The following is a 26,396-nucleotide window of genomic DNA, read 5'->3' as shown; positions in this document are numbered from 1 at the left end:
ACCCCCTGACCAGGGGTAGCAGGGCAGACGCCCGCTCGAAACGCTCAACGGAGGGGTTCCGTTTCCGTGGATTCCAGCAAGCCCGCCGAGGCGGTCAAGAACGCCGTCAAGACCGCCACCGAAAAGATCACCGACGCACTGACGCCGGAGGTGCCCGGCGCGCCCGGCAGCGCGCCGCCGACCGTCGACGAACCAACGACGCCCCGCGACCCACTGCCGCCCAAACCGGAGCAGGGCGCGCCGCAGACCCGTACGCCCACGGGCGCGGAGACCGGGGCGCCGAAGACCGCAAAGGGCCAGCAGGGCGCGTACCTCACCACGGCGAACGGGGCGCGACTGCGCGACACCGACCACTCGCTCAAGGCCGGGCCGCGCGGGCCGATCCTGCTCCAGGACCACCACTTCCGCGAGAAGATCACGCACTTCGACCACGAGCGGATCCCGGAGCGTGTGGTGCACGCCCGGGGCGCCGGCGCGCACGGCCTGTTCACCGCCTACGGCACCGCCGAGGCCGTCACCCGGGCCGGCTTCCTCAAGAATGGCCGCGAAACCGAGGTGTTCGTCCGGTTCTCCACGGTCCTCGGCTCGCGCGGGTCGGCCGACACGGTCCGCGACACCCGCGGCTTCGCGACGAAGTTCTACACCGACGAGGGCACCTTCGACCTGGTCGGCAACAACATCCCGGTGTTCTTCATCCAGGACGCCATCAAGTTCCCCGACGTCATCCACGCCGGCAAGCCGCACCCGGACCGGGAGATCCCGCAGGCGCAGAGCGCCCACGACACCTTCTGGGACTTCGTCTCGCTGCACACCGAGGCGCAGCACCACGCCCTGTGGAACATGTCCGACCGGGGCATCCCGCGCTCGTACCGGACCATGGAGGGGTTCGGTGTGCACACCTTCCGCCTCATCAACGAGGCCGGGGAGACGGCGCTGGCGAAGTTCCACTGGAAGCCGAAGCTCGGCGTGCACTCCCTGGACTGGGAGGAGGCGCAGATGCTCAGCGGCATGGACCCGGACTTCCACCGCCGCGACCTCTACGACGCCATCGAGGCCGGCGCGTTCCCCGAGTGGGAGTTGGGCATCCAGGTCTTCCCCGACACCCCCGAGGAGACCTTCGCCGGGATCGACCTGCTGGACCCGACGAAGATCGTGCCGGAGGAACTCGCGCCGGTGCAGCCCGTCGGCCGGCTCGTCCTCAACCGGACGCCCACCAACTTCTTCGCCGAGACCGAGCAGGTGGCCTTCCACCTCGGTCACCTTCCGCCGGGCATCGACGTCACGAACGACCCGCTGTTGCAGGGCCGGCTGTTCTCGTACGTCGACACGCAGCTGACCCGGCTGGGCGGCCCGAACTTCACGCAGATCCCGATCAACCGGCCGCACGCCGCCGTCAACGACATGCTGCGCGACGGCTTCCATCAGCACGCCGTCCACGCCGGGGTGGCGCCGTACCGGCCGAACTCGCTCGACGGGGGCAACCCCTTCCCGGCCGGTGACGCCGAGCACGCCTTCCTGGACGTACCGGTGACTGTGGCGCAGGCGCCCAAGGTACGCGCGAACCCGGTCTCCTTCGACGACCACTACAGCCAGGCACGCCTGTTCTGGCTGAGCATGTCGCCGGTCGAGAAGGAGCACATCATCCGGGCGTACACCTTCGAGCTGGGCAAGTGCTACCACCAGGCGATCAAGGAGCGCCAGCTCCAGTGCCTGGCAAACATCGACCCGGTGCTGTGCGAGCAGGTCGCCACCGGCCTCGGCCTGCCCACGCCGCAGCCGACGGTGCCGCTGGCCGATGTCACGCCGAGCCCGGCACTGTCGCAGGTCGGCAAGGAGTGGCCGGCCGACGGCCGGATGGTCGGGATCGTCGTCGACCCCGACGGTGGCCTCGACGACCTGCACGAGGTACGCCACTCCGTGTTCGCGGCCGGCATGGTGCCGCTGCTGATCGCCCCGCACGGCGGCATGGTCGGCGACCTGCCAGTGCAGCGGACCTTCGCCACCGGCCGGTCTGTCGAGCTGGACGCGCTCCTGCTGTCCGGCGCGCCGGCTCCCGCGCCGGACGCGCTGCCCGCCCGCGACGCCAAGGCCGGCAAGCCCGGCCCGGCGACGGTCGACCCCCGCGTGCTCCTGCTCGTCGAGGAGTGCTGGCGGCACGCCAAGGCGATCGGCGCCTGGGGTGCCGGTGTCGGCGTCCTGGAGCAGGCCGGCGTGGCCGGCGCCCCGGGCGTCGTGTCGGCCGGCTCCGGCCCGGAGGCGCTGACCGCGGTACAGCGGCTCATGGCCGCGCACCGGGTGTGGGAGAGGTTCCCCGCAACTGTCGCCTGAGCTCGACTAAGGGCTGCCCTCCACGTCTGTGGAGGGCAGCCCCTTGTCTGTCTCCGGCTCTGGATCAGCCGAGGTCGGCCAGCCGGGGCACCACCTCGTCGCCGAGCCGCTGGGCGAACTCCACAGGGTGCCGGTCCGGCGTCACCTGCACCTCGGTGACACCGAGCGCGGCGTACTCGGCGGCCTCGGCGAGGAACGCGTCGACGTCGTCAAGCGGTGGCCGGTGGGCGACAACCGTCTTGGCGATGCTGTCGTAGTCGCGGCCCTCGGCGGCACAGTGCTCGCGCAGCACGTCCAGCTTGCGCGCCACCTCGCCGGCACCGGCGGCAGTGCCGAACAGGTTGCAGGCGTCGGCGTACCGGGCCACCAGGCGCAGGGTCTTCTTCTCTCCCCCGCCGCCGATCATGATGGGCGGGCGGGGGCGGCTCAACGGCTGCGGCGAGTTGATCGTCTCGGCGAGCTGGTAGTGCCGCCCCTCGAACGGCCCGTTGTCGTCGCTCCACATCTGCAGGCAGATGCGCAGCGTCTCCTCCAGCCGCTCGAACCGTTCGGCCACCGGCACCACTGGCACGCCGAGGCCGCGCTGCTCCCGCTCGTACCAGGACGCCCCGATGCCGAGGCGGGCGCGACCGCCGGAGAGCACGTCGAGGGTCGTCACGGTCTTGGCGAGCAGGCCCGGGTACCTGTACATCACGCCGGTGACCAGCACGCCCAGCGTCATCCGCTGGGTCTTCGCCGCCACGTAGCCGAGCGTCGTGTACGCCTCAAGCATCGGCTCCTCGGCCGGAGCCACCGCGTCCATCTGGAAGAAGTGGTCCATCACTGTGAACGAGGCGACGCCCGCCTGCTCGGCGGTGGTTGCCGCCTCCGCAAGCGTCGGCGCGATCGTGGCCGGGTCGGCCGGGTTCGAGAAACTCCAGTAGTGCAGACCAAGCTTCATCTCGGCACCTCCGGAGCGAGCCTAGTGTCCCGCGGCGTCACCGGCACGGCTGTCGACGGCGTCCGCGAGAAGGGTCCGGCGACAGCCATTACCTGTTCATGACATCTCGTGGATCATGCGCGGATATCCCGCTGGCAGCTTCTGACGGGTGACCCGAACGCTTGCCTCCACCGTCGCCCGGCCCGCCGGGCACCAGCCCGACGCGCCGCGTGACCGATTCCGTCACCGGCGGCCCCGGGCTCTGGCCGCAGCCGCACCGGCGGCGTCGGGACGGGTGCAGTGGGCCGACGCCGCCAAGGGCGTCTGCATCATCCTCGTCGTCGCCTGGCACGTGATCGTCAAGGACTACCTGCAGATCGACTGGCACCTCGACGTTCCCGTGCCGGGCCTGTGGGGCGCGCTCGGCGAACAGTTCCTGCCGCTGCGGATGCCCCTGTTCTTCACCATCTCCGGGGTCTTCGCGGCGCACGCCGTCACGCGGCCCTGGCGACGCGTCGTCCGCAGCCGCGTCGCCGGCCTCCTCTACCTGTACGCCCTCTGGCTGCTGATCCACACGGTGGTCCTCGCGGCGGCACCGGACTTCCCGACCGACCGTGCCACCTCCGCCCTCGGCCTGCTGGAACAGCTCACGATCACCCCGTCCAACCTGTGGTACCTGTACGCCCTGGCGCTCTACTTCACGCTCGCCAAGGTGACCAGGCGGGCGCCCCGGGCGCTGGTGCTCGTACCCGCCGCCGTGTTGTCGGCCGTCGCCGCGGCCGGCCTGCTGGACACTCCGGGCAACCGCGCCGGTCTCTACCAGAACCTGGTCTTCTTCCTCGCCGGCCTGCACCTGCGACCCCTGATCGAAGAGTGGGCGGCAACCGCCACCCGGCGCCGGCTGGTGCTGACCGCCGGGGCGTACGCCGTAGTGCTCGTCGCCATGGCGGCGGCCGGCGCCCAGCGATGGTTCGGCGTCTGGCCGGCGGTCTCCGTCGTGGCGGTGGCCTTCGGCGTCACCGCCGCCGCCCGGTTGTGCAGGTGGCGTGTCCTCGGCGACCGGCTGGCCACCCTGGGGCGCATCACCCTGCCCATCTACGTCATCCACATGCCCGTCCTGGCGCTGCTGCACCGGCTGCTGCACTCCCCCGTCTCCGGGTTGGGCCGAATCGGTCAGGTCCTGGCGGCGCTCGGCTATCCGATAGTGCTGACCGGGCTCGTCATCGGTCTGAGCCTGGCCATCCACAGCTGGCTGCTGGCGGTACGCGCCCGTTGGCTGTTCGCGCTCCCCGGACCCCGCCGGCCGGCGGCCCCGGTCGCCGCCCACCCGGAGGCAGCCGGATGAGCCCGCTGGCCGAGGCGGTGGTCGACCTCGGGGCGATCGCCGGCAACGTCCGGACGACGGCGGCGGTCACCGGCAACGACCTGATGGCCGTGGTGAAGGCGGACGCGTTCGGTCACGGCGCGGTGCCGGTCGCGCGGGCCGCGCTGGGCGCCGGCGCGGGATGGTTGGGCGTGACCTCGGCGGCCGAGGCGCTGGCCCTGCGCGACGCGGGCATCACCGCGCCCACGCTGAGCTGGCTGCACCGACCGGACGACGACTTCGCCGCGCTGATCAGAGCGGGCGTCGACGTCGGCGTGTCGACGACCACCCACCTGCACGCCATCGTCGACGCGGCCCACCAGGTCGGCGTGCCCGCGACGGTGCAGCTCAAGGCCGACACCGGCTTGTCCCGCAACGGGGCCAGCGGCGACGACTGGCCGGAACTGGTGGCGTGGGCCCGCAAGTACGAGGTGGAGGGCGGCGTCCAGGTTCGCGGCGTGTGGTCCCACCTGGCCGACGCGGACGTACCCGGCAGTCCCTGCGTGCCCCGGCAGGTCGCCACGTTCGAGGAGGCACTGCGGATCGCCCGGCACGCCGGCCTGCGCCCCGACCTCGTACACCTGGCCAACTCGGCGGCGGCCCTGTCAGCTGCGGAAACCCGCTTCGACCTCTGCCGGATCGGGCTCGCTCTGTACGGCGTGGACCCGTTCGGCGCGAGCGGGCCCGGCGCGTTCGGGCTGCGGCCCGCCCTGACGCTGCGGACGACAGTGGTGAACGTCAAGCGGGTGCCCGCCGGCACCGGCGTGTCCTACGGACCGGAGTACGTGACCGGACGGGCCACGACGTTGGCGTTGCTGCCGCTCGGTTACGCCGACGGCCTGCCCCGCGCCGCCGAGGGTCGCGCCCAGGTGTGGCTCGGCGACCGACGCCGCCCGGTCGTCGGGCGCATCGCCATGGACCAGTGCGTTGTCGACGTCGGCGACCTGCCCGTGGCCATCGGAGATCCGGTCGTGCTGTTCGGCCCCGCCGGCAACCCCGACGCGACGGCCGACGACGCCGCGCCGAGCGTCACCGAGTGGGCGCGGTGGGCCGGTACCAACCCACACGAGATCTTGACCGGCATCGGGGCCCGGGTGGGCCGCCACCACATCCACGAGGGAGCACACATCTCATGACCACACGTCTGGCAGTGCTGTACGGCGGGCGCAGCGGCGAGCACGCGGTGTCGCGCCGGTCGGGCGAGAGCATCCTGGCCGCGCTGGACCGCGACAGGTACCAGGTCACCGAGGTGCTCATCGGCACCGACGGCGCGTGGCACGTCGACGGGCGTCCGACGCCGCTGCCCCAGGCCCTGCGGGTGGTACGCGCCCAGGACGTGGTCTTCCCGGCCCTGCACGGCCCGTACGGCGAGGACGGCACTGTCGCGTCGCTGCTGGAATGGCTCGGCGTGCCGTACGTGGGCAACGGTGTCTTCGCCAGCGCGGCGGGCATCGACAAGGGCGTCACGAAGCGGCTCCTCGCGGCGGAGGGCCTTCGGGTCAGTCCCGGGGTGACGCTGCGGCCCGGGGAGGACCTGTCGCCAGCCGACCAGCGGCGCCTCGGTCTGCCGGTCTTCGTCAAGCCGGCCCGGGCCGGGTCCAGCCTGGGCGTGGTCAAGGTGACGGACTGGGCGGACCTGCCGGCCGCGCTCGGGCGGGCGCGCGCGGCCGACCCGAAGGTGCTCGTCGAGCAGGGTGCGCGGGGCCGGGAGATCGACGTGGCAGTCCTTCAGCATCCGGACGGCCAGGTGCAGGCCGGACCGCCCCTGGAGATCCGGGTGGCCGGCGACGGCTTCTTCGACTACGACGCGAAGTACGACGGCGGGGCGGTCTTCGAGATCCCCGCCCCGCTCGACGCCGCCACCACCGAGGTTCTGCGGGACCGTGCGATCCGCGCCTTCCACGCCCTCGACTGCCGGGGGCTGCTGCGGGTCGACTTCTTCCTGTCCGGTGAGGGCGCGGAGCCGATCGTGAACGAGGTGAACACCTTCCCCGGGTTCACGGCCGCGTCGCAGTTTCCGCAGATCTGGCGGCGCGCCGGCATCGGGTTTCCCGCTCTGCTCGACATCCTGGTCGACGGGGCGCTGGCCGACGCGGGCCGACGCTCGTTCGGTGGACTGCCGCAGACGGTCGGTTCGGCGTAGACACCGCGATCACATCAGGCGTAGCCAGCCACTGTCACCTCAGACGTAGCCAGCCACTGTCACGTCACGGGACAGGTCCTGGCCGGGCGGGTGCCGTCCGGCCCGGCCAGGGTGACCGGGGCGAAACTCCTGCCCTGGGCACTGCGCGCCAGGGCGTCGGCCACTGTGCAGGCGATCTGGTCGACGGCGAGGGGCGACAGCGGCTTCACGGCACTCGACACCGTCACAGTGACGCCGTTTCCGTCGGCTGTCGGGCCCACGTCGGCCGGCACGAGGTCGGCCGGCACCTCGCTGGTGATCCCCGCACTCCGTTCGGTATCGGTGGGGCCCTGTGCGAGCAGTGCGAGCGTCTCGGCCGGCGACAGCGACAGCGGCGGCGACGGCGTCTTCGTCGACCGGATCGCCAACACGACCTGTCCGTGCGACACCAGGTAGATCCCCGTGCCCTCGGCCGGGCCGCTCACCGCGGGGCGGCCGTTTATGACATCGGTGGGCCGGACCCCGCAACCCGTGGCGAGCAGCGCGAACAGGAGCCCTCCCGCGATCAGCGGCGCTCGGCGGCTCACCGTACGTCTCCGTCGGCTGCCGTCTCCGATGCCAGGCGCGGCAGGCGGAGCGTGAACACCGCGCCGCCGCTGGCGCCGTTACCGGCGACGAGGCTGCCCGTCTGGCCGTCGCGCCGGTGCAGGCGCGCGTTCTCCCACGCGATGGCGAGGCCGAGTCCGCTGCCCTCGGAGCGGGTCCGGGCGGTGTCGGCCTTGTAGAAGCGGTCGAAGACGTGCGGCAGGACCTGCGGATCCAACCCCGGGCCGTGGTCACTGACCTCGATGGTGATCCAGTCCGCGTCGGCGTCCAGGCGTACGGACACCGGTTCGGCACCGTGCCGGAGGCCGTTGCCGACCAGATTGGCGACGATGACGTCGAGCCGGCGGGGGTCGAGCCGGGCGACCACTCCCGGTGCCAGCTCCGTGCGCACCCGCTCGGCCCAGCCCCGCACCCGCAGGGTCGCGGTGACAGCCGCGGCGACGTCGACGTCGTCGAGGGCGAGCCGCGCCGTACCCGAGTCGAACCTGCTCACCTCGATCAGGTCGTTTACCAGTTGGGTGAGGCTGTGCGTCTCCTGACTGACGAGCCGGGCGGCCCGGCCGGCATCCCCCGGCAGCCGGTCGGCCTCCTCGTCGAGCACGTCGGTGACCGCCGTCATCGCGGCCAGCGGTGTGCGCAGTTCGTGTGACACGTCGGCGACGAAACGCCGGGCGTCGGCTTCCATCCGCCGCAGCTCACCTACCTGCCGCTCCAGTCTCCCGGCGGTGTCGTTGAAGGTCCGCGCCACATCGGCCAACTCGTCGACGCCCCGGACGGTCAGCCGGGTGGACAGGTCGCCCTCGCCGAGCCGGCGGGCCGCCTGACCCAGCTCACGTACCGGCCGCAGCACGCCCCGCGCGGCCAGCAGCGCCAACAGGACCGCGAGGATCAGGGAGAGCCCGCCGGTCAGCCACGCGAAGGTGGCGAGCCGGTCGATGCTCTGCTGCTCGGACACGAGACTGCGCGTCGAGTAGACCTCCAGGCCGGACGGCACGGAGGACCCGTCGGCGCGCTCGATCCTCAACTGGGTGCCGATGAGCAGCACGGGCACCCCGTCGCGGATGACACGTTGCCAGGCGATGCGGCCACCGGCGACCGCCTCACGCAGCTCCGGGGTGACGGGATCGGGCGCCTGGATGCCCGACGACCACACGCCCCGGTAGTGGATGAGCGTTGTCTCGTTCCGATCGGAGAGGCGCTGCGCCAGCACGTCGAGCTCCTGCGGGTCGGACGGCAGGCTGGTGATCGGGTAGACCTTCGTGATCCGGTCGGTGAGCGACGCCACCGCCGCGTCCTGCGCCTGCTGGAGGATCACGGTACGTGCCTGGACGTAGCTTCCACTGGCCACCACAGCAGTGGTGGTGACACCCAGCAGGGCGAACGCCAGGACCAGCCGGAGCCGCAGGCCCGAGGCCCTGGCGCCGGCCCCACGCCACCGCGTCACAGGGGCCCGAACCGGTAGCCGAACCCACGGACCGTCTGGATGAAGACCGGGGCCGACGGCTCATCCTCGATCTTGGCGCGCAGCCGCTGCACGCAGGCGTCGACAAGGCGCGAGTCGCCCAGGTAGCCGTGCTCCCACACCGCCTCCAGCAACTGCTGACGGCTGAGCACCTGCCCCGGCGTGTGGGAGAGTTCGAGCAGCAGCCGCAGCTCCGTCGGGGCCAGGCTGACCGGTGTGCCGTCCTTGCTGACCACAAGTGCGGCCCGGTCGATGGTCAGGGCACCGTGCTGGCGCAGGCCGGGCCGTTCGGTGTCGGCGCGCCGCGACTCGACCGTCGTACGGCGCAGCACCGCGCGGATGCGTGCCTCCAACACCCGGGGCTGCACCGGCTTGACCACGTAGTCGTCGGCGCCGGCCTCCAGGCCCGCCACCACGTCCATGTCGTCGTTGCGGGCGGTGAGCATGATGATCGGCAGGTCGCCGAGTTGGCGGATCCGGCGACAGACCTCGAACCCGTCCATTCCGGGCAGCATGAGATCGAGGACCACGACGTCGGCAGCGGCCGCACGCAGTCGTTCCAGCCCCTGCTCACCGGTCGCCACGGCGTCGACAGTGTGGCCCTGCCGGGTGAGCGCCAACTGCAACCCGTCACGGACCGTCTGGTGATCTTCGATCAGCAGGACCTGGGACATGCCACCAAGTATCCCATCACGGAAATATCCTGCCTTTCGCCTGCGGACGGCTCGCCTGCGGACGGCTCGTTCGCGGGCGGGGTGCCGCGAAGTCGACCGACCGCACCAGGAACACCGCCGCGCCCACCGCAAGCATCGTCAGCCCGGCGGCCGCGGCGATGGCCAGCAACGGACCCCGCCGCACCGAGGCGGCCAGGCCGGGCGCCACCACCAGCGACGCCCCGGCGAGGACGACAAGCCCAACCGCGCCCTCGGCCAGCAGGCGCCCGGCGGCCGCCAGCCCACCAGGCGGGCGGGGCACGGCACCGCCCGACCTGCCGGCAAGGACTGCCGCCGCCAGGCAGAACAGCGTCACGCTCAGCAGGACGCCGCCGAGCACGTCGCTGAACCGATGCCAGCCCGCGATCATCGTGGCCGCGCTGATCACCGAGACGCCCGCCGCGCCGGGCAGCGCCAGCCACCGCCGGGCCGGTCCGGGCAGCACCAACAGGTACGCCAGCAGCAGGGCCGCCGCGACCGCGACGTGGCCGCTGGGGAAACTGTTGTGCGTCGTCGAACTCGCTATCGCCAGATCCGGGCGGGGCAACGCCGACTTCACCGCGCCGGCCACCACTACCGCGCCGAGCACCATGACGACACCGACGACGCCGGCCAGCAGCCGCCGGCCGAACAGGCCCACCAGCAGCACCCCGCCGAGCAGGGCGGCCAGCAGAAGCGGGTCGCCGAAGGTCGCCAGCACGGCCTTCGCGGGCCCCACCAGATCGGTCTGCTGCTCGTAACCCCCACCGGACTCGGCGCGCGGCAGGAGCAGCCCGTCCCACCACTGACCGGGGTACGTCCAGACGAACAGCGCGCCGGTGAGGGCCAGCGTGAGCAGGAAGCACACTGCCGCGCCGAGCAGCCGCAGGACCAGCGGCGTGGACACGCGCTCGGGCGGCGCCGGTCGCGCGATGCCGACCGGCACGGTAGCGGCCGACGACCGGCCGACGGGGTACGACGATCCGATGGACATGCCGGTCATCGTCGGCCTGCCAGGTCCGGACGCCGTCCGCGCTGTGTCTTGGTTCTGTCACAACCGCCGGCGCTCGTCCCGGAACAAACCGGGCGATCCCACCGGGAGAGCCGCCCGGAGACTCGCCGCTGTCGTCCAACCGACCGACGAGGTACGACCCGAGCGGCATTCACATGCTTACATGCAACTATGTTTTACCCTGCCGAGACGCACCGCCACTAGGGTCAAGATGCTGATCGATGTGTCGGTCGGCGGCACGAAACCATCCGGAGTGAGTGTGGGGAACCGGAAGGGGTGGGGCAATGCATGGGATCCCAGTCGCCTCGCTTGTCATCGGCATCGCGTCGTCGGCAGCCGAGCGCCGGCAACTGGCTCGGCTGCTCGGCGGGAGCGACGCCTTTCTCATCGTTTCGAACGTCGACCAGGCGCGGGAGTTTCTCGGGGTGGTCGAGATGCCACCGGTCGCCGCACTGCCGGCACAGACCGTCCGCGCCGAGGTGGTGCCTGCTCCGCAGCCGCCGCCACCCGACCTGTCCGTCGATTCCGACCGTCGGGTCCTGCGCTGGCGTGACCAGGAGATCGACCTGACCCGGCTGGAGCACGACGTGCTGCTCTGCCTTGTCGACGCCCCCGGGCAGGTCTGGACCTACGAGCGGCTGCACCTCGAGGTCTGGGGCAACCGCCACCTGGGGCGCGGGTCGGACATGCACTCGGTCGTCCGGCGGGTCCGTCGCAAGCTCGCCCGGCTCAACGCCGCAGCCACCATCCACTCGGTCCGCGGGGTCGGCTTTCGGCTCGTCCCAGTCTGAGCACCACCCCGACACGAACGTCGTCCTCTGAGGCAGTGCCGAACGGTGGCAGGGCCCGGCCCGTGCGGCAGGTCGGGCAGTGCGGCAGGGTCGGTCGGTGCGGCAGGGTCGGTCGGTGTGGCAGCGCCGTGCGGTGCAGCACCGGCCGCCGGAACGGGTCCGGCCCGCCTGGTCGGTGACCAGGCGGGCCGGATCTCGTGCACTACCGATCAGGCGTCAGCACCGGATGGGAGACAACCCGAAGTCCTCCACCGTCGGAGTGGTGGTGTCGATCCTCGCCTGTCGGGTCTGGGGCTTCCAGCCGTCCTTGGCGACGATCATCGTGAGCGGGTTGTTGCGACGGTCCATCCAGTAGGCGTACTTGCCGGCCGCGTCGGTCGCGAACGTGAACGACATCGCCCACGAGTCGACCTGGACCACCGCGCCGGAGATCGGCGAGGTCGCGCCCTGGCAGCTCGTGCCGGTCACCGTACCCATCAGCTTGCCCCAGGTCTTCGGGGGCGTCGCGGTCATCGTCACCTCGACGGGCGCCACCGAGTACGGCGTGTTCTCCTTGATCGCCACCGCGCCGGAGTAGGTGCCCGGCTGGTCCACGTTCGCCGTCATCCCGACGGTGACAGTGACCTTCGCACCCGGTGCGAGGGTGACCGACGACTTGTCGATAGTCATCCAGTTGACGTCGGCCGCCGCCTCGGCGCAGCCCTCGAAGCCCGGCAGCACCTCGCTGTCGGCAGCCGCGTTGAAGCTGCCCGACGAGCCGCCGACCTTGTAGAAGCCACACGCCGCGCCACCCCGGTACCGGGCGGTGTTGGCGTTCGGCAGGTTCGACCACGAGCTGGTGGCCGGGTCGAAGGCGAAGCCCGCGTTGGTGATGGCCCCACCCTGCGAGCCGCCGACCACGAGGAGCTTGCCGCTTGCCACCGCGTACGAGCTGGCCCAGTTGTCGGCCGGCGCGTCGGCGATGGCGGTCCAGGTGTTGGCACCCGGGTCGAAGGCGTAGCTGGCCTTCTGCGCCACCGAACCGTCGTTGCCGCCGGTGCAGTAGACGACACCGTCGATCCCGCCGCAGGAGGCGAACGCCACCGACTTCGGGTAGTTGGCGAGCGTCTCCCAGGCGTTGCTGGCCGGGTCGTACCGGACGACGGTGTTCGACATCGGCAGGCAGTTCGCTGTGGTGCAGCCACCGATGGCGTACAGCTTGCCGTCGACGACGGCCTGCCCTGCCGCGGCCCGCGGCGCCGGGTTGGCGGCCCGTGCCGTCCAGGTGTTGGCCGCCGGGTCGTAGGACCAGGTGGCCGCGTCCGGGCCGTTGTCACCCCAACCACCCGAGGCGATGATCTTCCCGTCCACGACGCCCACCGTCAGGGCGTTGCGCGCGCCGGGGAGGTCGGCGATCGCCGTCCAGGTCTGCGCTGTCGGGTCGTAGGCGTAGTTCTTCGTGGTGGAGGCGCTGCCGTCGCCACCGCCGATCGAGTACACCTTGCCGTCGAGGGTCACCACCCGGTTGTCCATGATGTTGGCCGGGTAGTCGGCGATGTCGGTCCACGGCGCCGCCTGCGGGCCGACCGCGGCGGGCACCGCCGTCGACGCCTTGCCGGACGCCTTCGCGGCGAACGACGTCGCAACGGAGAGCCGCTGCTCCGGCGCGCCGGGAGCACCGAGCACCTGCTGCCGGGTCACCCGGGAGCCGTCCGCCCGCAGGAGCTCGAAGCCGTTGTCCCGCTCACTGAAGCCGACCTCGACGGGCGCGCCGCCGGTGTTCGTCACAGTGAACTTCTTGCTGGTCTTGCCCCCGGGCATCTGGAGCGTCGCGCTCAACTCGGTGGGCGTCACCGACAGTTGACCCGCCGCGAGGACGAAGTTCGCTGTCGTCGCCCAGTCCGGCTCCACGTCGACCTGCTTGCTCTGGCTGACGTAGTTACCGGCCGTCGCGGTGAACTTGTGCGTGCCGGTAAGCGACGAGTAGAGCCAGTAGAAGCCGTCGGCCAGCCCCGGGTCGTCCGGCGTCGCCACTGTGACGGCCTTCTCGCTGGGCCGGTCGCTGCTCGTGACGGTGGCACCGTTGAGATAGCTGTTGTCGTTCTTGTCGCGGACGTTGCCCACGACCAGGCCACCGTCGACAGGCACGCAGGTGACCTGGCTGCCGATCAGGACGTTGTCGACCTCCCACCACCACTCGTACGTGGCGTCGTAGTAGCGGAACCGCACCTGGACCTGCGCCTGGCCGGCGGCCTGCGGGATCGGAACCTCGGTGACCCGTGGCCCTCGTACGTCGGTCTCCTGCCGCAGCACGTTCGTCCAGGTGGTGCCGCCGTCGATGCTGAGGTCGACGTCGGCGGTGTCCTCGTCCAGCTGGTTGAAGTCCTGGTTGAACCGGATGACCGGGGCGGTGACGCCGGTCAGGTCGACCACCGGGCTGACCAGCGACGTGTCCTGGCGGTTGCCGGCGCCGTAGTCGTCACTGTCGATCATCGCGAAGTTGCCGGTGCCTCCGGTCAGGTTGCCCCGGCCGCCGTCGTCGGTGAACTTCCACACCTGGCCGGTGCCCGCGTTGTCCACAACGGTCCAGCCGGCCGGCGTGGTCGTGCCGTCGAAGGTCTCGTACTCGCCGTCCGCGCCGAACGCGTAGCCGGGTGCCGTCGTGCACCTTGTGGTGTCCACCGGCATCGCGACGTTGGCTGTCACGTTCCGGGTGCCGACCACTACCTCCTTGGTCACTGCCGGGTAGCCGGGGTACTGCGACTCGTACCTCAGGGTGTACGTCTGCCCGGCCGGCAGCTTGATGGTGTAGCGACCGGTGGACGGCGCGGTGTAGTCGTAGACACCCGACACACCGGTCACCGTCACCTTGGCGTAGAGCGGCCAGCCGTGGCCGGAGCCGTCGGTGACCGCGCCGGTGATGTTGACGCTCGCCACCGCCGTCAGCGCGACGTCGAGAGTCGTGGTGGCGCGGTTGGTGACAGTCGCCGACTTCGTGGTGGTGCCGTAACCGAAGGCGGAAACGGCGACCTGGTAGTCACCGGTCGGCAGCTGAGTCGAGTAGGTCCCGTCCGCCCCGGTGGTCACCTCGCGTGCGGCCGGGCCGGTGAGCGTGAGGGTCGCGCCGGCGATCGGGGCGCCGGTGGCCGCGTCGGTGACAGTGCCGGCGAGGGTGCCGACGTCGCCGGTCGGTGCGGCGTCGAGCAGTGCGAGGGCGTCCAGCCGGCCTTCGCCGTAGACGTTGTTGTCCGCCGCGGTGCCACCGCACTGGCTGTCGGCCTTGTCGATGGCCGCGCCGTTGAGCAGGGTACGGGTCGCGTTGACGTCACCGACGAGCGATGGCGCGGCCGAGTAGAGCAATGCGATGGCGCCCGCGAGGTGCGGGGCTGCCATCGAGGTGCCGCTGATGCTGCCATACGTGCTGCCCGGGATGCTCGACCGGATGTTCACGCCCGGCGCGGAGATGTTGGGCTTGATCTCACCGTTCTGCCCGGCGCCACGGGCCGAGAAGCCCGCGACGTTGTTGTTGACGTCGTACGCGCCTGTGGAGTAGTTGCTGGCGAGGCTGCCCGGCGAGCCGCTGGTCTGGCAGGCCGGCCCGCTGTTGCCGTTGGACCAGACACCGAAGATGCCCGACGCGGTCCAGGCCAGCGTCACGTCCTCCATGAAGGGCTCGTTCGACGGCAGCCGGGTGCCCCAGGAGTTGTTGATGATGTTCGGCCGCTTGCTGGCGTCCGGGTTCTGGCCGCCGAGGTCAGTCGGTTCGAGCATCCACTGACCGGATTCGATCAGGGCAGCATCGCTGGGGCAGCAGCCGTTCGCGGCGATCCACTTGACCCCGGGTGCGACACCGATCTGGTTCGCGCCGGCGGAACCGGCCATGGTGCCCATGGTGTGCGTGCCGTGTCCATCGTTGTCACAGGGGGCGGTCGAACATTCCCCGGCAGCGTCGAACCAGTTGTAGTTGTGGTCGAACGTGCCGTCGCCGTTGTTGCCGCGGTAGGAGTTCACAAGCGCGGGGTGGTCGAACTGCACGCCGGTGTCGATGTTGGCGATGGTGATGCCCTCGCCGGTGACGCCGTACTGGGACCAGACGTCGTCGGCGTTGATGTTGGCGATGCCCCACTCGAGCGCGTTGACGGTCTTCTCGTCGGCGCCCTTGACGGTCTCCGGGACCTTGTACTCGACCGGGGCGTAGAGCCCCTCGACCTCCGTGTGGGCGGCGAACTTCTGCGCCATGTCGAGCGAACCGCTGTTCACCTTGATGGCGTTTGTGGCCCAGAAGGTCTGGTACTTCGTGCCCGAGCTGTCGAGTTCGGCACGGATCTTGCCCTGGCTCGCTGCGGCGGTGGTACGCAGCGCCTCGGCGACGGCCGCGCCGCGCTTCGTCCAGTCCTTGATGGAGCTGGCCTTGCTGAGGTCCGCCCGGTCCTTGAACCGGATCCAGAAGTCCCCACCGCTCTTGGCCTGGAGTTGCTTGGCGAGGTCCGGCCGGATCTTGTCTCCCGGAGCGGTGCCCACTCCCATCCCGGGCGCGGCCTGCGCGCCCGTGCCGATACTGACCAGACCCGTCGCGGCGAGGATCATCGCCGCGCCGGCGCTCACCAGTGATCTGGCGGTGCGCCTCCATCGTGGACGTCTGAACATCGGTGCTGCCTCCCTCAGAACGACCCAGGGGTGTGATGGGCCATGGTGAGGGTGCGGAAGGCCCGCCTCGACGGAGTCGAGCAGACCAACCCTTCATGCCCCTCCATGCACCGCGCGGGTCACGCCGGTTGCCCGAGTGGACACTATGATCGAGAGGAAAGGACGATCAAGAACTTGCCGTGAGCAACTTGTCGCTAACGGTTGCCCTGCTGGCGGCGCGCTTGCCAATCACTGTCAGGGCCATGACCAAAGCTGGGCAGAGATGCCCATCGATCCCGGGCGGGTGTGGTGGCCGAGGACGACGAAGCTGCGACGGGCGGGGCCGAGCCGGCCGACGAACCCTTTCCACTGCTGATCGCGGTGACCCCGTCGCCGACCGAGCGCATCCGCCTCGCGGAACGCCTCGACGGCATCGCCCCACTGCTGCTCGTGGCCGACCTGGACGAGTTGCGCCGGCTGATCGCGCCGCCACCGGCGACCGCGCCGCCCGGCGGGCCGCCGACCGCGCCGTCACAGCCCGCGCCGTCACCGCCCGCGCCGCCGCACGGCACGGCGGCCGACGCCGCCCTGGTCATCGACTCGACCAGGTCCACCGCCCGGTACGGCGACCGCGAGGTCGACCTGACCCGCCTTGAGCACGACCTGCTGACCTGCCTGACCACCGAGCCGGTACGGGTGTGGAGCTACGCCGAACTGCACCGGACGGTCTGGCACGACGAGGGACGCGAGCGCAGGGCCGACGTGCAGTCGCTTGTGAAACGCCTGCGGCGCAAGCTGCTCGACCTCGGCACGGCTGCCACCATCGAGGCGGTACGCGGCGTCGGCCTGCTGCTCAGCGACCGGCAGGAGCCCCGGATCGGGCGCGCCTGACGTCTGCCTGATGTGGGCAGTTCGTCAGCGCGGCACCACGACCGACGTCAGCGTCAGGACGACAGGGCCGCGACGGCGGGCGTCGGAGCCGTCAGATCAGTCCGGCGCGTACCCACAGCAGCCGCCCCGGCCCGGCCACCAGGCCGGCGTCAGCGAGGTGGGCGTGCACCCGGGCTGCCGACCAGCGCAGGGTGGCCTGCCAGTGCGGATTGGCACGGGCCGCTGCCCGGCCCACCTGCGGCGCGATGCCCACCGCCGCGTAGGCGCTCGGGTGGACCAGGCGGTTGGCGATCGTGTAGGCGGCGCGACCGATCAGCAGCCGGGCGTACGCCATGCCGACCGGACCGGCGGCGGCGACCTGGCGGGCCAACTCGTCGCGGGCGAACCGGACGTGTCGCGCCTCCTCCACGACGTGGATGCGCGAGACCATCCGGATCAGTGGTTGGAGTGACTCGTCAGCCATGATCTCGCGCTGGAACGCGTCGAGGATCTCCTCGGCGATGAGGATCGCGGCGTACATCCGGGGGCCGCTGGCGGTGGTCTTGAGGAACCGGCCGAGCCAGTGGTCGACGGCGCTGGCCCGGTAGACGGGGCAGCCCATCGCCTCGATCAGCCGACCGAACATGATTGAGTGCCGGCACTCGTCGGCGACCTCGGTCAGCGCGTACTGGGCGTGCCGGCTGGTGGGGTCGTCGTCGTAGTACTGCCGGATCAGCATCTGCATGAGGATCGTCTCGAACCACAGCCCGGCGCTGGCAGCGCTTGCCACCTCGTGTTTGGTGAGTTCGACGCGCTGTTCCTCGGTCAGTCGCGACCACAGTGGAGTGCCGTAGAGACTGCTGCGGTGCGGCGGGAGCCAGTAGGCGCCCGGGGTGTGCGGTGCGTCCCAGTCGATCTCGACGACGGGGTCGTAGCTGGTGCGCAGCGACGACGTGAGCAGTCGCTCGGCGACCGCAGTGCCCTCGGGTTCCGTCGTCTCCATGGTGCCTCCATATTGACGTGACGACTGGTAACTGTTACGAGTGGTAGCATGCAATCGCCGCGCAAGGATGTCAATGGATCCGACCCGCCGACGGTGGCCTCCGACAGTGGCCCAAAGGCGAAGGCCAACGGCCGTCGGGACCGCTGGGCCGACCACCGTGAGCAGCGCAGGCAGGCACTGATAGGCGCGGCCGTGCAGGCCCTGCTGCGACACGGGCCGGACGTCGACATGGACCAGGTGGCCGCCACCGCCGGCGTCAGCAAGCCGGTCCTCTACCGCTACTTCGCCGACAAGTCGCAACTCTGGATCGCGGTGAGCGAGGTGGTGGCGGGCCGGGTCGTCGACGCCATCGCGCCCGCGATCGACGAGGTCCGCGAGGAACGCGACCTCGTCCGGGCGACGATCGACGCGTACCTCGGTGTGATCGAGTCGCAACCCACCCTCTACCGGTTCCTGATGCGTCAGTCCGGCCAACCCGGCATCCACCAGGTCGTCGCCGGCACCAGCCGACAGGTCGCGGCCGGGCTGGCCCGGGTGATCGGCGACCGCCTGCGCGCGCTCGGGCTCGACGCCGGTCCGGCCGAACCCTGGGCGTACGGCCTGGTGGGGTTCGTGCAGGCGGTCGGCGACTGGTGGACCACGCACGGCCAGCCGATCAGGCGGGCAGCGCTCACCGACTACCTGACCACCCTGCTGTGGAGCGGTATCGAGGGAGTCCGGGCCAGCGCCGACCTGCCACCCGAGCTCACCCGCGCCCACGAGCGGATCGAGCAGTGAGCTACCACGGGCCGGCGACCGTCGAGGGCGCCCCCGTCCGGGCGCACCTCAGCGGACGGTGGGAGCCGGTCGACGGCCGCTACCACTGGGGCGGACGGATCGAGCCCGATCCGACAGTGGCGAGGCTGGTGCGCTCCGGCCGGCGCGACGTCGAGCTGCGCATCGCCGACCGGGCCCGGCCCGCCCGACTGGCCGAGATCGACCCGTGGGGCGGCGTACGGGTCACCGGCGTGGGCGAACCGCCCTGGCCGCCTCCGGGCGAGCCGGGCGCCGAGTGCGAGACCGCGGAGGAGTGATGGAGACAGACATCGCAATCGTCGGTGCCGGCTTCGGCGGCCTGGGGGCTGCCATCGCCCTGCAACGGGCCGGCTTCACCGACTTTCTCGTCTTCGACCGAGGTGACGAGGTCGGCGGCACCTGGCGGGACAACACCTACCCCGGCTGCGCCTGCGACGTGCCCTCGCATCTCTACTCCTTCTCCTTCGCCCCCAACCCGCGCTGGTCGAACACGTTCTCCAGCCAGCCGGAGATCTGGGACTACCTGCGCGACTGCGTCGACCGCTTCGGAATACGACCGAAGGTACGGCTGCGTCACGAGGTCCTCGACGCGCGCTGGGACGACAAGCGCCGGCGCTGGCTGCTGCGGACCTCCGAGGGCGACCACACCGCCCGCGTCCTCGTCTGCGCGGCCGGCCCGCTGAGCGAACCCGCCGTCCCCGACCTGCCGGGCATCGACGACTTCGCGGGCACGGTCTTCCACTCCGCGCGCTGGCGGCACGACCACGACCTGACCGGCCGCCGCGTCGCGGTCATCGGCACCGGCGCGTCGGCGGTCCAGTTCGTGCCGCAGATCCAGCCGGCCGTCGAGAGGCTGACGCTGTTCCAGCGCTCCCCCGCCTGGATCATGCCGAGGCGATCGCGCCCCATCAGCCGGGTCGAGCAGGCCGCGTTCCACACAGTGCCCGGCGCGCAGCGGGCCGCCCGAGCCTGGCTCTATCTGGTACGCGAGGGCATGGGCATGGGTTTCCTGCACCCGAAGGTCAACCGCCTCGCCTCACGGCTGTCCATGCGGACGCTGCGGCGTCAGGTCACCGACCCGACCCTGCGCGACAAGCTCACCCCCCGGTACGCGATGGGCTGCAAGCGGGTGCTGATCTCCAACGACTACTGGCCGTCGCTCACCCGGCCGAACGTCGACGTGGTCACGGCCGGCATCACCCGGATCGTGCCCGACGGCCTGGTCACCGCCGACGGCGTGCACCACAGGGCGGACACGATCATCCTCGGCACCGGCTTCCACGTCACCGACTCCCCCGTCGTACGGCTCATCCACGGGCGGGACGGGCGCAACCTGGCCGATGCCTGGACCCCCAGCATGCACGCGTACCGGGGCACCACAGTCGCCGGCTTCCCCAACCTGTTCTTCCTGCTCGGCCCGAACACCGGGCTCGGGCACACCTCAGTGGTGCTGATGATCGAAGCCCAGCTGCGCCTGATGCTCGCGGCACTGCGCCACATGCGGGTCAGGGGCATCCAGGCCATCGAGCCGACCCCGCAGGCGCAACGACGCTGGACGCAACGGGTCGACCGGAAGATGACCGGAACCGTATGGCAGACCGGCTGTTCGAGCTGGTACCTCGACGCCACCGGCCGTAACACCACCATCTGGCCGGGCTTCGCCACCGGCTTCCGGCTGCGGCTGCGCCGGTTCCGCCCCACCGACCACCGGATCCTTCCGGCCGACACCACACCCAACGAACCGGAACGGGAGCACGCCGATGCGGTATGACCTGGCGGGCAGGACCCTGCTCATCACCGGCGCGGCACGCGGCATCGGGGCGCAGCTGGCCCGCGACGCCGTCGCCCGGGGCGCGCAGGTCGCCCTCGTGGGCCTGGAAGGCGAGCGGCTCCAGCAGCTCAGTGCCGACCTCGACGCCCACTGGTACGAGTGCGACGTCACCGACCAGGCGGCGCTCGACGAGGCGGTAGCCTCCACCGTGGACCGTTTCGGCGGCATCGACGTGGTCGTCGCCAACGCGGGCATCGCGAACCTGGGTACCGTGGCGGTCGGGCCTGTCGACGCGCTGGTGCGTACCGTCGAGGTGAACCTCTGCGGCGCGATCCGCACTGTAAGCGCGGCCCTGCCACACGTCACCGCCGCCCGTGGTCACGTCCTGATCATTTCGTCGGCCGCCGCCTTCGCAGCCATGCCGGGCATGGCCGCCTACTGCGCGTCGAAGGCGGGCGTGGAGCAGTTCGCAAACGTGCTGCGCCTGGAGACCCGGGCACGCGGCGTCACCGTCGGCACGGCACATCCGATCTGGATCGACACCGATCTGGTCCGCGACATCCGCGACGACCTGGCGTCGTTCCGCGCCACGCTGAGCCGGCTGCCGTGGCCGCTGTCCACCGTCGTCCCGGTCGAGCAGTGCGCCGACGCCCTGCTGCGCGGCATCGAGCGCCGAAAGCGCAAGGTGTACGTCCCACGGTCGCTCGCCCTGGTGCAGGCGCTGCGACCGGTGGTACTGAGCAGCTTCTCGGACGCCCTGATCTCCCGTGTCGGCGGCCCGCGCATGGTCGGCGAGATGGAGGACGAGGTTCGCCAGCTCGGACGCTCCTTCGGCAGGACGTCGGTGGGGGGCCGATCGTGAGCGTTCACGTCCGTCGTGGGGGCAGCGGTGAGCCGCTCGTGCTCATCCACGGCATCGGCCACCGCCACCAGGCGTGGGAGCCGGTGTTCGACAGGCTCGCCGCCCACCACGAGGTGATCGCGCTGGACCTGCCCGGCTTCGGTAACTCCCCGATGCCCGGCACCGGGATGCCCGCCGACATGGCCGCCACCGTCGCCGCGATGCTGCCCGTGCTGACCGAGTGGGGGCTCGATCGTCCGCACGTGGCCGGTTACAGCCTCGGTGGGGCGATCAGCCTGGAACTTGCCGCCAGCGGGGTGGTCGCCTCCGCCACTGCCTTCTCCCCCGCCGGTTTCTTCACGCCTGCCGAGTGCCGCCGGGCACTGGCCATCCTCCGGCTCCTGCGGGCCAACTCGTACCTGCCCACTCCGCTCATGCGGGTCGCGCTGCGCTCGGCGTACCTGCGGGCGATGTGCTTCGGGTCGCTGGTGGCCCGCCCGACACAGCTGGACGCCGACCGCGCGTTGGGCGACGCGCTCGCCCTGCGGCGCGGCCTCGGCTTCACCGCCGTGGCCCGGGCCGCCCGCGACTACCGCTTCGACGGTGTACGGCTCGCCGACGCGGCGGTGCCGGTGACGATCGGCTGGGGCGAACGCGACCGTATCTTCGGCGTCCACCAGGCCGAACGCGCCCGGGCCGGGCTGCCGGCGGCCCGGGTGGTGACGATGCCCGGCTGCGGGCACGTGCCGATGAGCGATGACCCGGACCTGGTTGCCGAGTTGATCCTGGAGACCACCGGCGCCGTGCCAGGGACCGGGCGACGCCGGTCGTCGGCCGGCGGAGCGGGTCACGAAAATCACTTCACAAAATAAAAACTTGCAGGCTCTGCAGGTTTGCTTCTAGCCTCGCCGGGTGACCGACACCGACCGCGTGGCCACCGGGCGACGGGACCGCAAGAAGGCGCAGACGCGGGCAGCGCTGACCGCCGCGGCGCTACGGCTGGTCGCCGAACGTGGCCTGGAGCACGTGACGGTGGAGGAGATCAGCGAGGCCGCCGACGTCTCCTCGCGGACGTTCTTCAACTACTTCGCCTGCAAGGACGAGGCGATCACCGACGATCCGGCGCTTGACGGCAGCCGGGTCGTGGCGCGGCTGGCCACCGTTCCCGCCCAGGTGCCGACGCTACGGGCCGTCCGCCTCGCCCTCGACGAGGCGATCGACCCGATACAGGCCGACCGGGAGCTGTGGCGGCTGCGGCTGGCTGTCATCACCGAGAACCCCACGCTGCTGCCCCGGCTGATCGCCGGCAACGTCGCCACCGAGCGGGCCATGGTCTCGGTCATCGCCGCCCGCCTCGGTGTCGGCCCCGAGCACCCGTACCCGCCGCTGGTCACCGCCGTGGCCGGTGCCGCCTTCCATTGCGCGACGATGCGCTGGGCCGCCGACGACGGGACACCGCCGCTCGCCGAGCTGGTGGACGAGGCGTTCGCCGGCATCGCCGCCGGCCTGCCCGATCCGCCAGCCCGAACCTGACCCGAGCCCTCCTGGCCAGCATTCAGCCTCGCCGCATCCCGCCCGAGGCCACACCACCCTGTGCACACCCGACAAGGGAGCGTCAATGACCAGCACCATCCCGCCCGCCGACACCGCCGCCGTCGGCACGCGCATGTCGCGTCGGGAGGTTCTCCAGGCCCTTTCCGGGCTGATGGTCGGCATGTTCGTGTCCATCCTCGCCTCCACGGTGGTGGCGAACGCGCTGCCGCGGATCATCGCCGACCTGAACGGCAGCCAGACCGTCTACACCTGGATCGTCACGAGCGAACTGCTCGCCATGACGGCGACAGTGCCCCTCTGGGGCAAGATGGCCGACCTGTACAGCAAGAAGCTGCTGATCCAGCTCTCGCTCGGATTGTTCGTGGTGGGCTCCCTCATCGCGGGCTTCACGCCGAACGTCGAGGTGCTGCTGGTCAGCCGAGTCGTGCAGGGCATCGGCGCCGGCGGTATGACGGCGCTGGCCATGATCGTCATGGCAGCCATGATCCCGCCGCGTGAGCTGGGCCGCTACGCCGGTATCTTCGGCGCGGTCTTCGGCGTCGGCACCATCGCCGGTCCGCTGATCGGTGGGGTTCTCGTCGACACGTCATGGCTGGGCTGGCGCTGGTGCTTCCTCATCGGCGTGCCGTTCAGCATCATCTCCATCGCCCTGCTCCAGCGGACCCTGCACCTTCCGGTCGTCCGCCGCAAGGCGAAGATCGACTGGCTGGGCGCTCTGCTCATCACCTCGGGCGTCTCCACGCTGCTGATCTGGTCGTCGCTCGCCGGCAACAAGTTCGACTGGGCCTCCGGCTGGACGGCGCTGATGGTCATCGGCGGCCTGGTCCTGCTGGGATTGGCGGTGTTCGTCGAGTCGCGGGCGGCGGAGCCGATCGTCCCGCTGACGATCTTCCGCAGCCGCACGGTCTCGCTGACCACCATCGCCAGCGTGCTTGTCGGTGTCGCGATGTTCGGCGGCACTGTCTTCCTGTCCCAGTACTTCCAGATCTCGCTGGGCAAGTCGCCCACCATCGCGGGCCTGATGAGCCTCCCGATGATCTTCGGTCTGCTCGTCTCGTCGACGGTGGCCGGCCAGCTCATCACGAAGTACGGCCGGTGGAAGGCCTTCCTGGTGGCCGGCGCCGCGGTGATGACCGCCGGGATGGCGCTTCTGGGCACCATCGACGCCCAGACCAGCGTCGCCGTCCTGTCGATCTACATGGCCGTGCTGGGCGTCGGCGTCGGCATGCTGATGCAGAACCTCGTGCTCGCCGCACAGAATGACGTCCCGGCCCACGAACTCGGCGCCGCGACCTCCGTGCTGACGTTCTTCCGCAGCATGGGCGGCGCCATCGGCGTCAGCGCGCTCGGCGCGGTCCTGGCCAGCCGGGTGACCACGCTGACGACCGAGCGGCTCGGCCCGGCGGCGACCGGAGGCGGCACCGCCGAGGTGCCCGACCTGTCCACCCTGCCCGAGCCGGTACGGCTCATCATCCAGGACGTGTACGGCATCGCGACCGCCGACCTCTTCCTGGTCGGCGCGCCGATCGCGCTGGTTGCGCTGATCGTCGTGCTGTTCATCAAGGAGAAGCCGCTGCACACCCTCAGCGGTGACGAACGACGCGCCCAGGAGGAGGCGGCCGCGAAGGCCGCGGTTCACTGAGCCGTACGACAACAGTCGGGGGCGGGCCGGACGGCCCGCCCCCGCTCTGCGCCCGCACGGGGCCAGCGCCGCCGTGCGGGCCGCCGTCCCCGTGCGGGGTCGGCGGGGTATCGTTTGCCGCCTTTGCTCTGCTTCAACCCACGCAACGGTTTCGGGCCGTGAGTGTTGCGTCGGTTGAAGCAGAGCAAAGGGAACGAGCTGACCCCCGGCCGACCCCGGCCGCTGGCGGGCCGACGCGGCGTCTCCACGGCTCGCGTTTTGCCGTTATGACAGGGCGCGAACCGACCGCCACGTAACGTGAGAATGCAGCCGGCCAACGGCTGACGCAGGCGTGCACGGGCCGCCACCGGGGCGGCGCTCGGCCACACTGCCGAGACGACAGCCCTGCACCGCCGGCCTACGCACCCGCAGGAGGCGCGGACGATGTCCATGCTGTCGGTCTTCAACCCACGGCACACCGTCGCTCCCCCGGGATACAGCCGCTGGCTCATCCCGACGGCGGCGCTGGCCGTGCACGTCTGCATCGGGCAGGTCTACGCGACGAGCGTCTACAAGAACTCCCTCATCGCGCACTTCGACACCAGTCAGACAGCGATCGGGGCGATCTTCAGCATCGCCATCGTCATGCTGGGGTCGTCCGCCGCAGTGGGCGGCCGCTGGGTGGAGCGCAACGGACCGCGCCGGGCCATGTTCGCCTCGGCCTGCTTCTGGGCCACCGGGTTCCTGGTGGGCGCGCTCGGCATCGCGACCCAGCAACTCTGGCTCCTCTACCTCGGGTACGGCGTCATCGGCGGTATCGGACTCGGCATCGGCTACATCTCGCCCGTCTCGACCCTGATCAAGTGGTTTCCGGACCGGCCGGGCCTCGCCACCGGGCTGGCCATCATGGGGTTCGGCGGTGGCGCCCTTGTCGCCGGTCCGCTCGCGCGGCAACTGCTCTCCCTCTACGACTCCGGCTACAACCCGAACAACCCAGGTGCCGTGGCGTCGGGAAGCGCCCTCGTGGCGCTCTTCGTCACGTTCGGCATCGGCTACTTCGTGATCATGATGTTCGGCCCGTTCAACGTCCGGGTTCCCGCGCCGGACTGGCGGCCCGCCGGGTTCGACCCCGCGAGCGTCGCCAGCCGGCCGCTGGTGACGAGGGCGAGCGTGTCCGCGACGAGCGCCGTGCGTACGCGGGCGTTCTGGCTGCTGTGGATCGTGCTGTTCTGCAATGTCACGGCGGGCATCGGCATCCTGGAACAGGCCAGCCCGATGATCCAGGACTTCTTCCGGGACAACGGGGCCACCGCCGTCTCGGTGTCGGCGGCGGCCGGCTTCGTGGGTGTGCTGTCGCTGTTCAACATGGCCGGGCGTTTCGTCTGGTCGACGACGTCCGACCTCATCGGCCGCAAGCCCATCTACATGGTCTACCTCGGCGTCGGCATGGTGCTGTACGCGCTGCTCGCCGTGGCCGGGCACTCCGCAACCGCCGTCTTCGTGCTGATCGCCGCCGCGATCATCTCCTTCTACGGCGGCGGGTTCGCCACGATGCCCGCGTACCTGCGCGACCTCTTCGGCACCTTCCAGGTCGGCGCCATCCACGGCCGGCTGCTGACCGCCTGGTCGGCCGCGGGCGTCGCCGGCCCGCTGATCGTCAACGGCATCCTCGACACGCAGGGCAAACCCGGCACCCTCACGGCGTCGGCGTACCGTCCGGCGCTGTTCACAATGGTCGGCATCCTCGCGATCGGATTCATCGCCAACCTGCTGGTCCGTCCGGTGCCCGAGCGGTTCCACGAGCCGGACCGGGGGTCGACGTCACCTGTGGCGAAGGCAAGCATCACCGAGCCGGTCGCCCTCGGCCCGCAGAGCAACCCGCCGGTGCCCGACCACGTGGGCGCGCAGACCGGACGGCTCTGGTTGTCGTGGCTGCTCGTGGCGGTGCTCCTCGGGTACGGCGTCGTCCAGACCGCAATCACCGCCGCGAAGCTGTTCACCGGCTGACGCGGTCATACGCGGACAACAGCGAAGGCACCCC

The 26,396-nt window shown here is 71.0% G+C and carries 21 protein-coding genes; 14 read left to right on the top strand and 7 right to left on the bottom strand.

Features of this window, described 5'->3' with window-relative positions; translation table 11 throughout:
* Positions 1–66 precede the first annotated feature (66 nt).
* On the top strand, positions 67–2,328 hold the full coding sequence (locus tag ACLQ23_RS24305) for a catalase (protein ID WP_425881160.1): 2,262 nt from the start codon (positions 67–69) through the stop codon (positions 2,326–2,328).
* Between the two features lie 64 nt (positions 2,329–2,392).
* Here ACLQ23_RS24305 and ACLQ23_RS24300 read toward each other — a convergent pair whose 3' ends face one another.
* The gene (locus ACLQ23_RS24300; protein ID WP_355588827.1) at positions 2,393–3,268 is read right to left on the bottom strand and encodes an LLM class F420-dependent oxidoreductase; all 876 of its coding nucleotides are present in this window, start codon (positions 3,266–3,268) and stop codon (positions 2,393–2,395) included.
* Positions 3,269–3,416: 148 nt separating this feature from the next.
* Here ACLQ23_RS24300 and ACLQ23_RS24295 point away from each other — a divergent pair, with 148 nt between their 5' ends.
* Genes ACLQ23_RS24295 through ACLQ23_RS24285 form a run of 3 tightly spaced genes read left to right on the top strand, consistent with a single transcriptional unit; the run spans position 3,417 to position 6,753 of the window.
* On the top strand, positions 3,417–4,592 hold the full coding sequence (locus ACLQ23_RS24295; protein ID WP_355631731.1) for an acyltransferase: 1,176 nt from the start codon (positions 3,417–3,419) through the stop codon (positions 4,590–4,592).
* Positions 4,589–5,746, top strand: coding sequence for an alanine racemase (gene alr / locus ACLQ23_RS24290; protein WP_355631734.1), 1,158 nt, complete (start codon positions 4,589–4,591; stop codon positions 5,744–5,746). The genes ACLQ23_RS24295 and alr overlap by 4 nt, the downstream gene beginning before the upstream one ends.
* Positions 5,743–6,753, top strand: coding sequence for a D-alanine--D-alanine ligase family protein (locus ACLQ23_RS24285; protein WP_355631737.1), 1,011 nt, complete (start codon positions 5,743–5,745; stop codon positions 6,751–6,753). The genes alr and ACLQ23_RS24285 overlap by 4 nt, the downstream gene beginning before the upstream one ends.
* Positions 6,754–6,812: 59 nt before the next feature.
* Here the strand turns inward: ACLQ23_RS24285 and ACLQ23_RS24280 are convergent, their stop codons facing one another.
* The 4 genes from ACLQ23_RS24280 to ACLQ23_RS24265 are packed head-to-tail and all read right to left on the bottom strand — an operon-like array spanning position 6,813 to position 10,486.
* Entirely contained in the window at positions 6,813–7,319 is a 507-nt protein-coding gene (locus ACLQ23_RS24280; protein WP_355631739.1) for a hypothetical protein, read from the bottom strand.
* Entirely contained in the window at positions 7,316–8,782 is a 1,467-nt protein-coding gene (locus tag ACLQ23_RS24275; RefSeq protein WP_355631742.1) for a HAMP domain-containing sensor histidine kinase, read from the bottom strand. The genes ACLQ23_RS24280 and ACLQ23_RS24275 overlap by 4 nt, the downstream gene beginning before the upstream one ends.
* On the bottom strand, positions 8,779–9,474 hold the full coding sequence (locus ACLQ23_RS24270) for a response regulator transcription factor (protein WP_355588816.1): 696 nt from the start codon (positions 9,472–9,474) through the stop codon (positions 8,779–8,781). The genes ACLQ23_RS24275 and ACLQ23_RS24270 overlap by 4 nt, the downstream gene beginning before the upstream one ends.
* Before the next feature lie 16 nt (positions 9,475–9,490).
* The gene (locus ACLQ23_RS24265; RefSeq protein WP_355588814.1) at positions 9,491–10,486 is read right to left on the bottom strand and encodes a phosphatase PAP2 family protein; all 996 of its coding nucleotides are present in this window, start codon (positions 10,484–10,486) and stop codon (positions 9,491–9,493) included.
* A gap of 302 nt (positions 10,487–10,788) precedes the next feature.
* Here ACLQ23_RS24265 and ACLQ23_RS24260 point away from each other — a divergent pair, with 302 nt between their 5' ends.
* Entirely contained in the window at positions 10,789–11,295 is a 507-nt protein-coding gene (locus tag ACLQ23_RS24260) for a winged helix-turn-helix domain-containing protein (protein WP_355588812.1), read from the top strand.
* 216 nt (positions 11,296–11,511) lie between these two features.
* Here ACLQ23_RS24260 and ACLQ23_RS24255 read toward each other — a convergent pair whose 3' ends face one another.
* Positions 11,512–15,921 carry a S8 family serine peptidase gene (locus ACLQ23_RS24255; RefSeq protein WP_425735263.1) on the bottom strand — a complete coding sequence of 1,470 codons (4,410 nt, stop codon included), beginning with the start codon at positions 15,919–15,921 and terminating at the stop codon, positions 11,512–11,514.
* 288 nt (positions 15,922–16,209) lie between these two features.
* Here ACLQ23_RS24255 and ACLQ23_RS24250 point away from each other — a divergent pair, with 288 nt between their 5' ends.
* The gene (locus tag ACLQ23_RS24250) at positions 16,210–16,791 is read left to right on the top strand and encodes a winged helix-turn-helix domain-containing protein (protein WP_425735264.1); all 582 of its coding nucleotides are present in this window, start codon (positions 16,210–16,212) and stop codon (positions 16,789–16,791) included.
* Between the two features lie 91 nt (positions 16,792–16,882).
* Here the strand turns inward: ACLQ23_RS24250 and ACLQ23_RS24245 are convergent, their stop codons facing one another.
* Positions 16,883–17,773 carry an AurF N-oxygenase family protein gene (locus ACLQ23_RS24245; protein ID WP_425881159.1) on the bottom strand — a complete coding sequence of 297 codons (891 nt, stop codon included), beginning with the start codon at positions 17,771–17,773 and terminating at the stop codon, positions 16,883–16,885.
* 48 nt (positions 17,774–17,821) lie between these two features.
* Between ACLQ23_RS24245 and ACLQ23_RS24240 the strand changes: the two genes are divergently transcribed.
* From ACLQ23_RS24240 to ACLQ23_RS24205, 8 genes are all read left to right on the top strand, one after another.
* Entirely contained in the window at positions 17,822–18,550 is a 729-nt protein-coding gene (locus ACLQ23_RS24240; RefSeq protein WP_425881158.1) for a TetR family transcriptional regulator, read from the top strand.
* Positions 18,547–18,846 carry a DUF4873 domain-containing protein gene (locus ACLQ23_RS24235; protein ID WP_355588802.1) on the top strand — a complete coding sequence of 100 codons (300 nt, stop codon included), beginning with the start codon at positions 18,547–18,549 and terminating at the stop codon, positions 18,844–18,846. The genes ACLQ23_RS24240 and ACLQ23_RS24235 overlap by 4 nt, the downstream gene beginning before the upstream one ends.
* Complete coding sequence (locus ACLQ23_RS24230) at positions 18,846–20,339, top strand: flavin-containing monooxygenase (RefSeq protein ID WP_425881157.1); 1,494 nt, start codon at positions 18,846–18,848, stop codon at positions 20,337–20,339. The genes ACLQ23_RS24235 and ACLQ23_RS24230 overlap by 1 nt, the downstream gene beginning before the upstream one ends.
* On the top strand, positions 20,329–21,201 hold the full coding sequence (locus ACLQ23_RS24225) for an SDR family oxidoreductase (protein WP_355588798.1): 873 nt from the start codon (positions 20,329–20,331) through the stop codon (positions 21,199–21,201). The genes ACLQ23_RS24230 and ACLQ23_RS24225 overlap by 11 nt, the downstream gene beginning before the upstream one ends.
* Positions 21,198–22,052 carry an alpha/beta fold hydrolase gene (locus ACLQ23_RS24220; RefSeq protein ID WP_425881156.1) on the top strand — a complete coding sequence of 285 codons (855 nt, stop codon included), beginning with the start codon at positions 21,198–21,200 and terminating at the stop codon, positions 22,050–22,052. The genes ACLQ23_RS24225 and ACLQ23_RS24220 overlap by 4 nt, the downstream gene beginning before the upstream one ends.
* A 40-nt stretch (positions 22,053–22,092) precedes the next feature.
* Positions 22,093–22,713, top strand: coding sequence for a TetR family transcriptional regulator (locus tag ACLQ23_RS24215; RefSeq protein WP_425881155.1), 621 nt, complete (start codon positions 22,093–22,095; stop codon positions 22,711–22,713).
* 85 nt (positions 22,714–22,798) lie between these two features.
* On the top strand, positions 22,799–24,376 hold the full coding sequence (locus ACLQ23_RS24210) for an MDR family MFS transporter (RefSeq protein ID WP_425881154.1): 1,578 nt from the start codon (positions 22,799–22,801) through the stop codon (positions 24,374–24,376).
* 429 nt (positions 24,377–24,805) lie between these two features.
* Positions 24,806–26,362 carry an OFA family MFS transporter gene (locus ACLQ23_RS24205; protein WP_355633234.1) on the top strand — a complete coding sequence of 519 codons (1,557 nt, stop codon included), beginning with the start codon at positions 24,806–24,808 and terminating at the stop codon, positions 26,360–26,362.
* The last annotated feature ends 34 nt before the right edge of the window (positions 26,363–26,396 follow it).

The organism is Micromonospora sp. DT41, assembly GCF_049841715.1.
Taxonomy (GTDB): Bacteria; Actinomycetota; Actinomycetes; order Mycobacteriales; family Micromonosporaceae; genus Micromonospora; species Micromonospora profundi.
The sequence above is the reverse complement of the archived record's forward strand: the minus strand, read 5'-3'. Positions and strand labels throughout refer to the sequence as shown.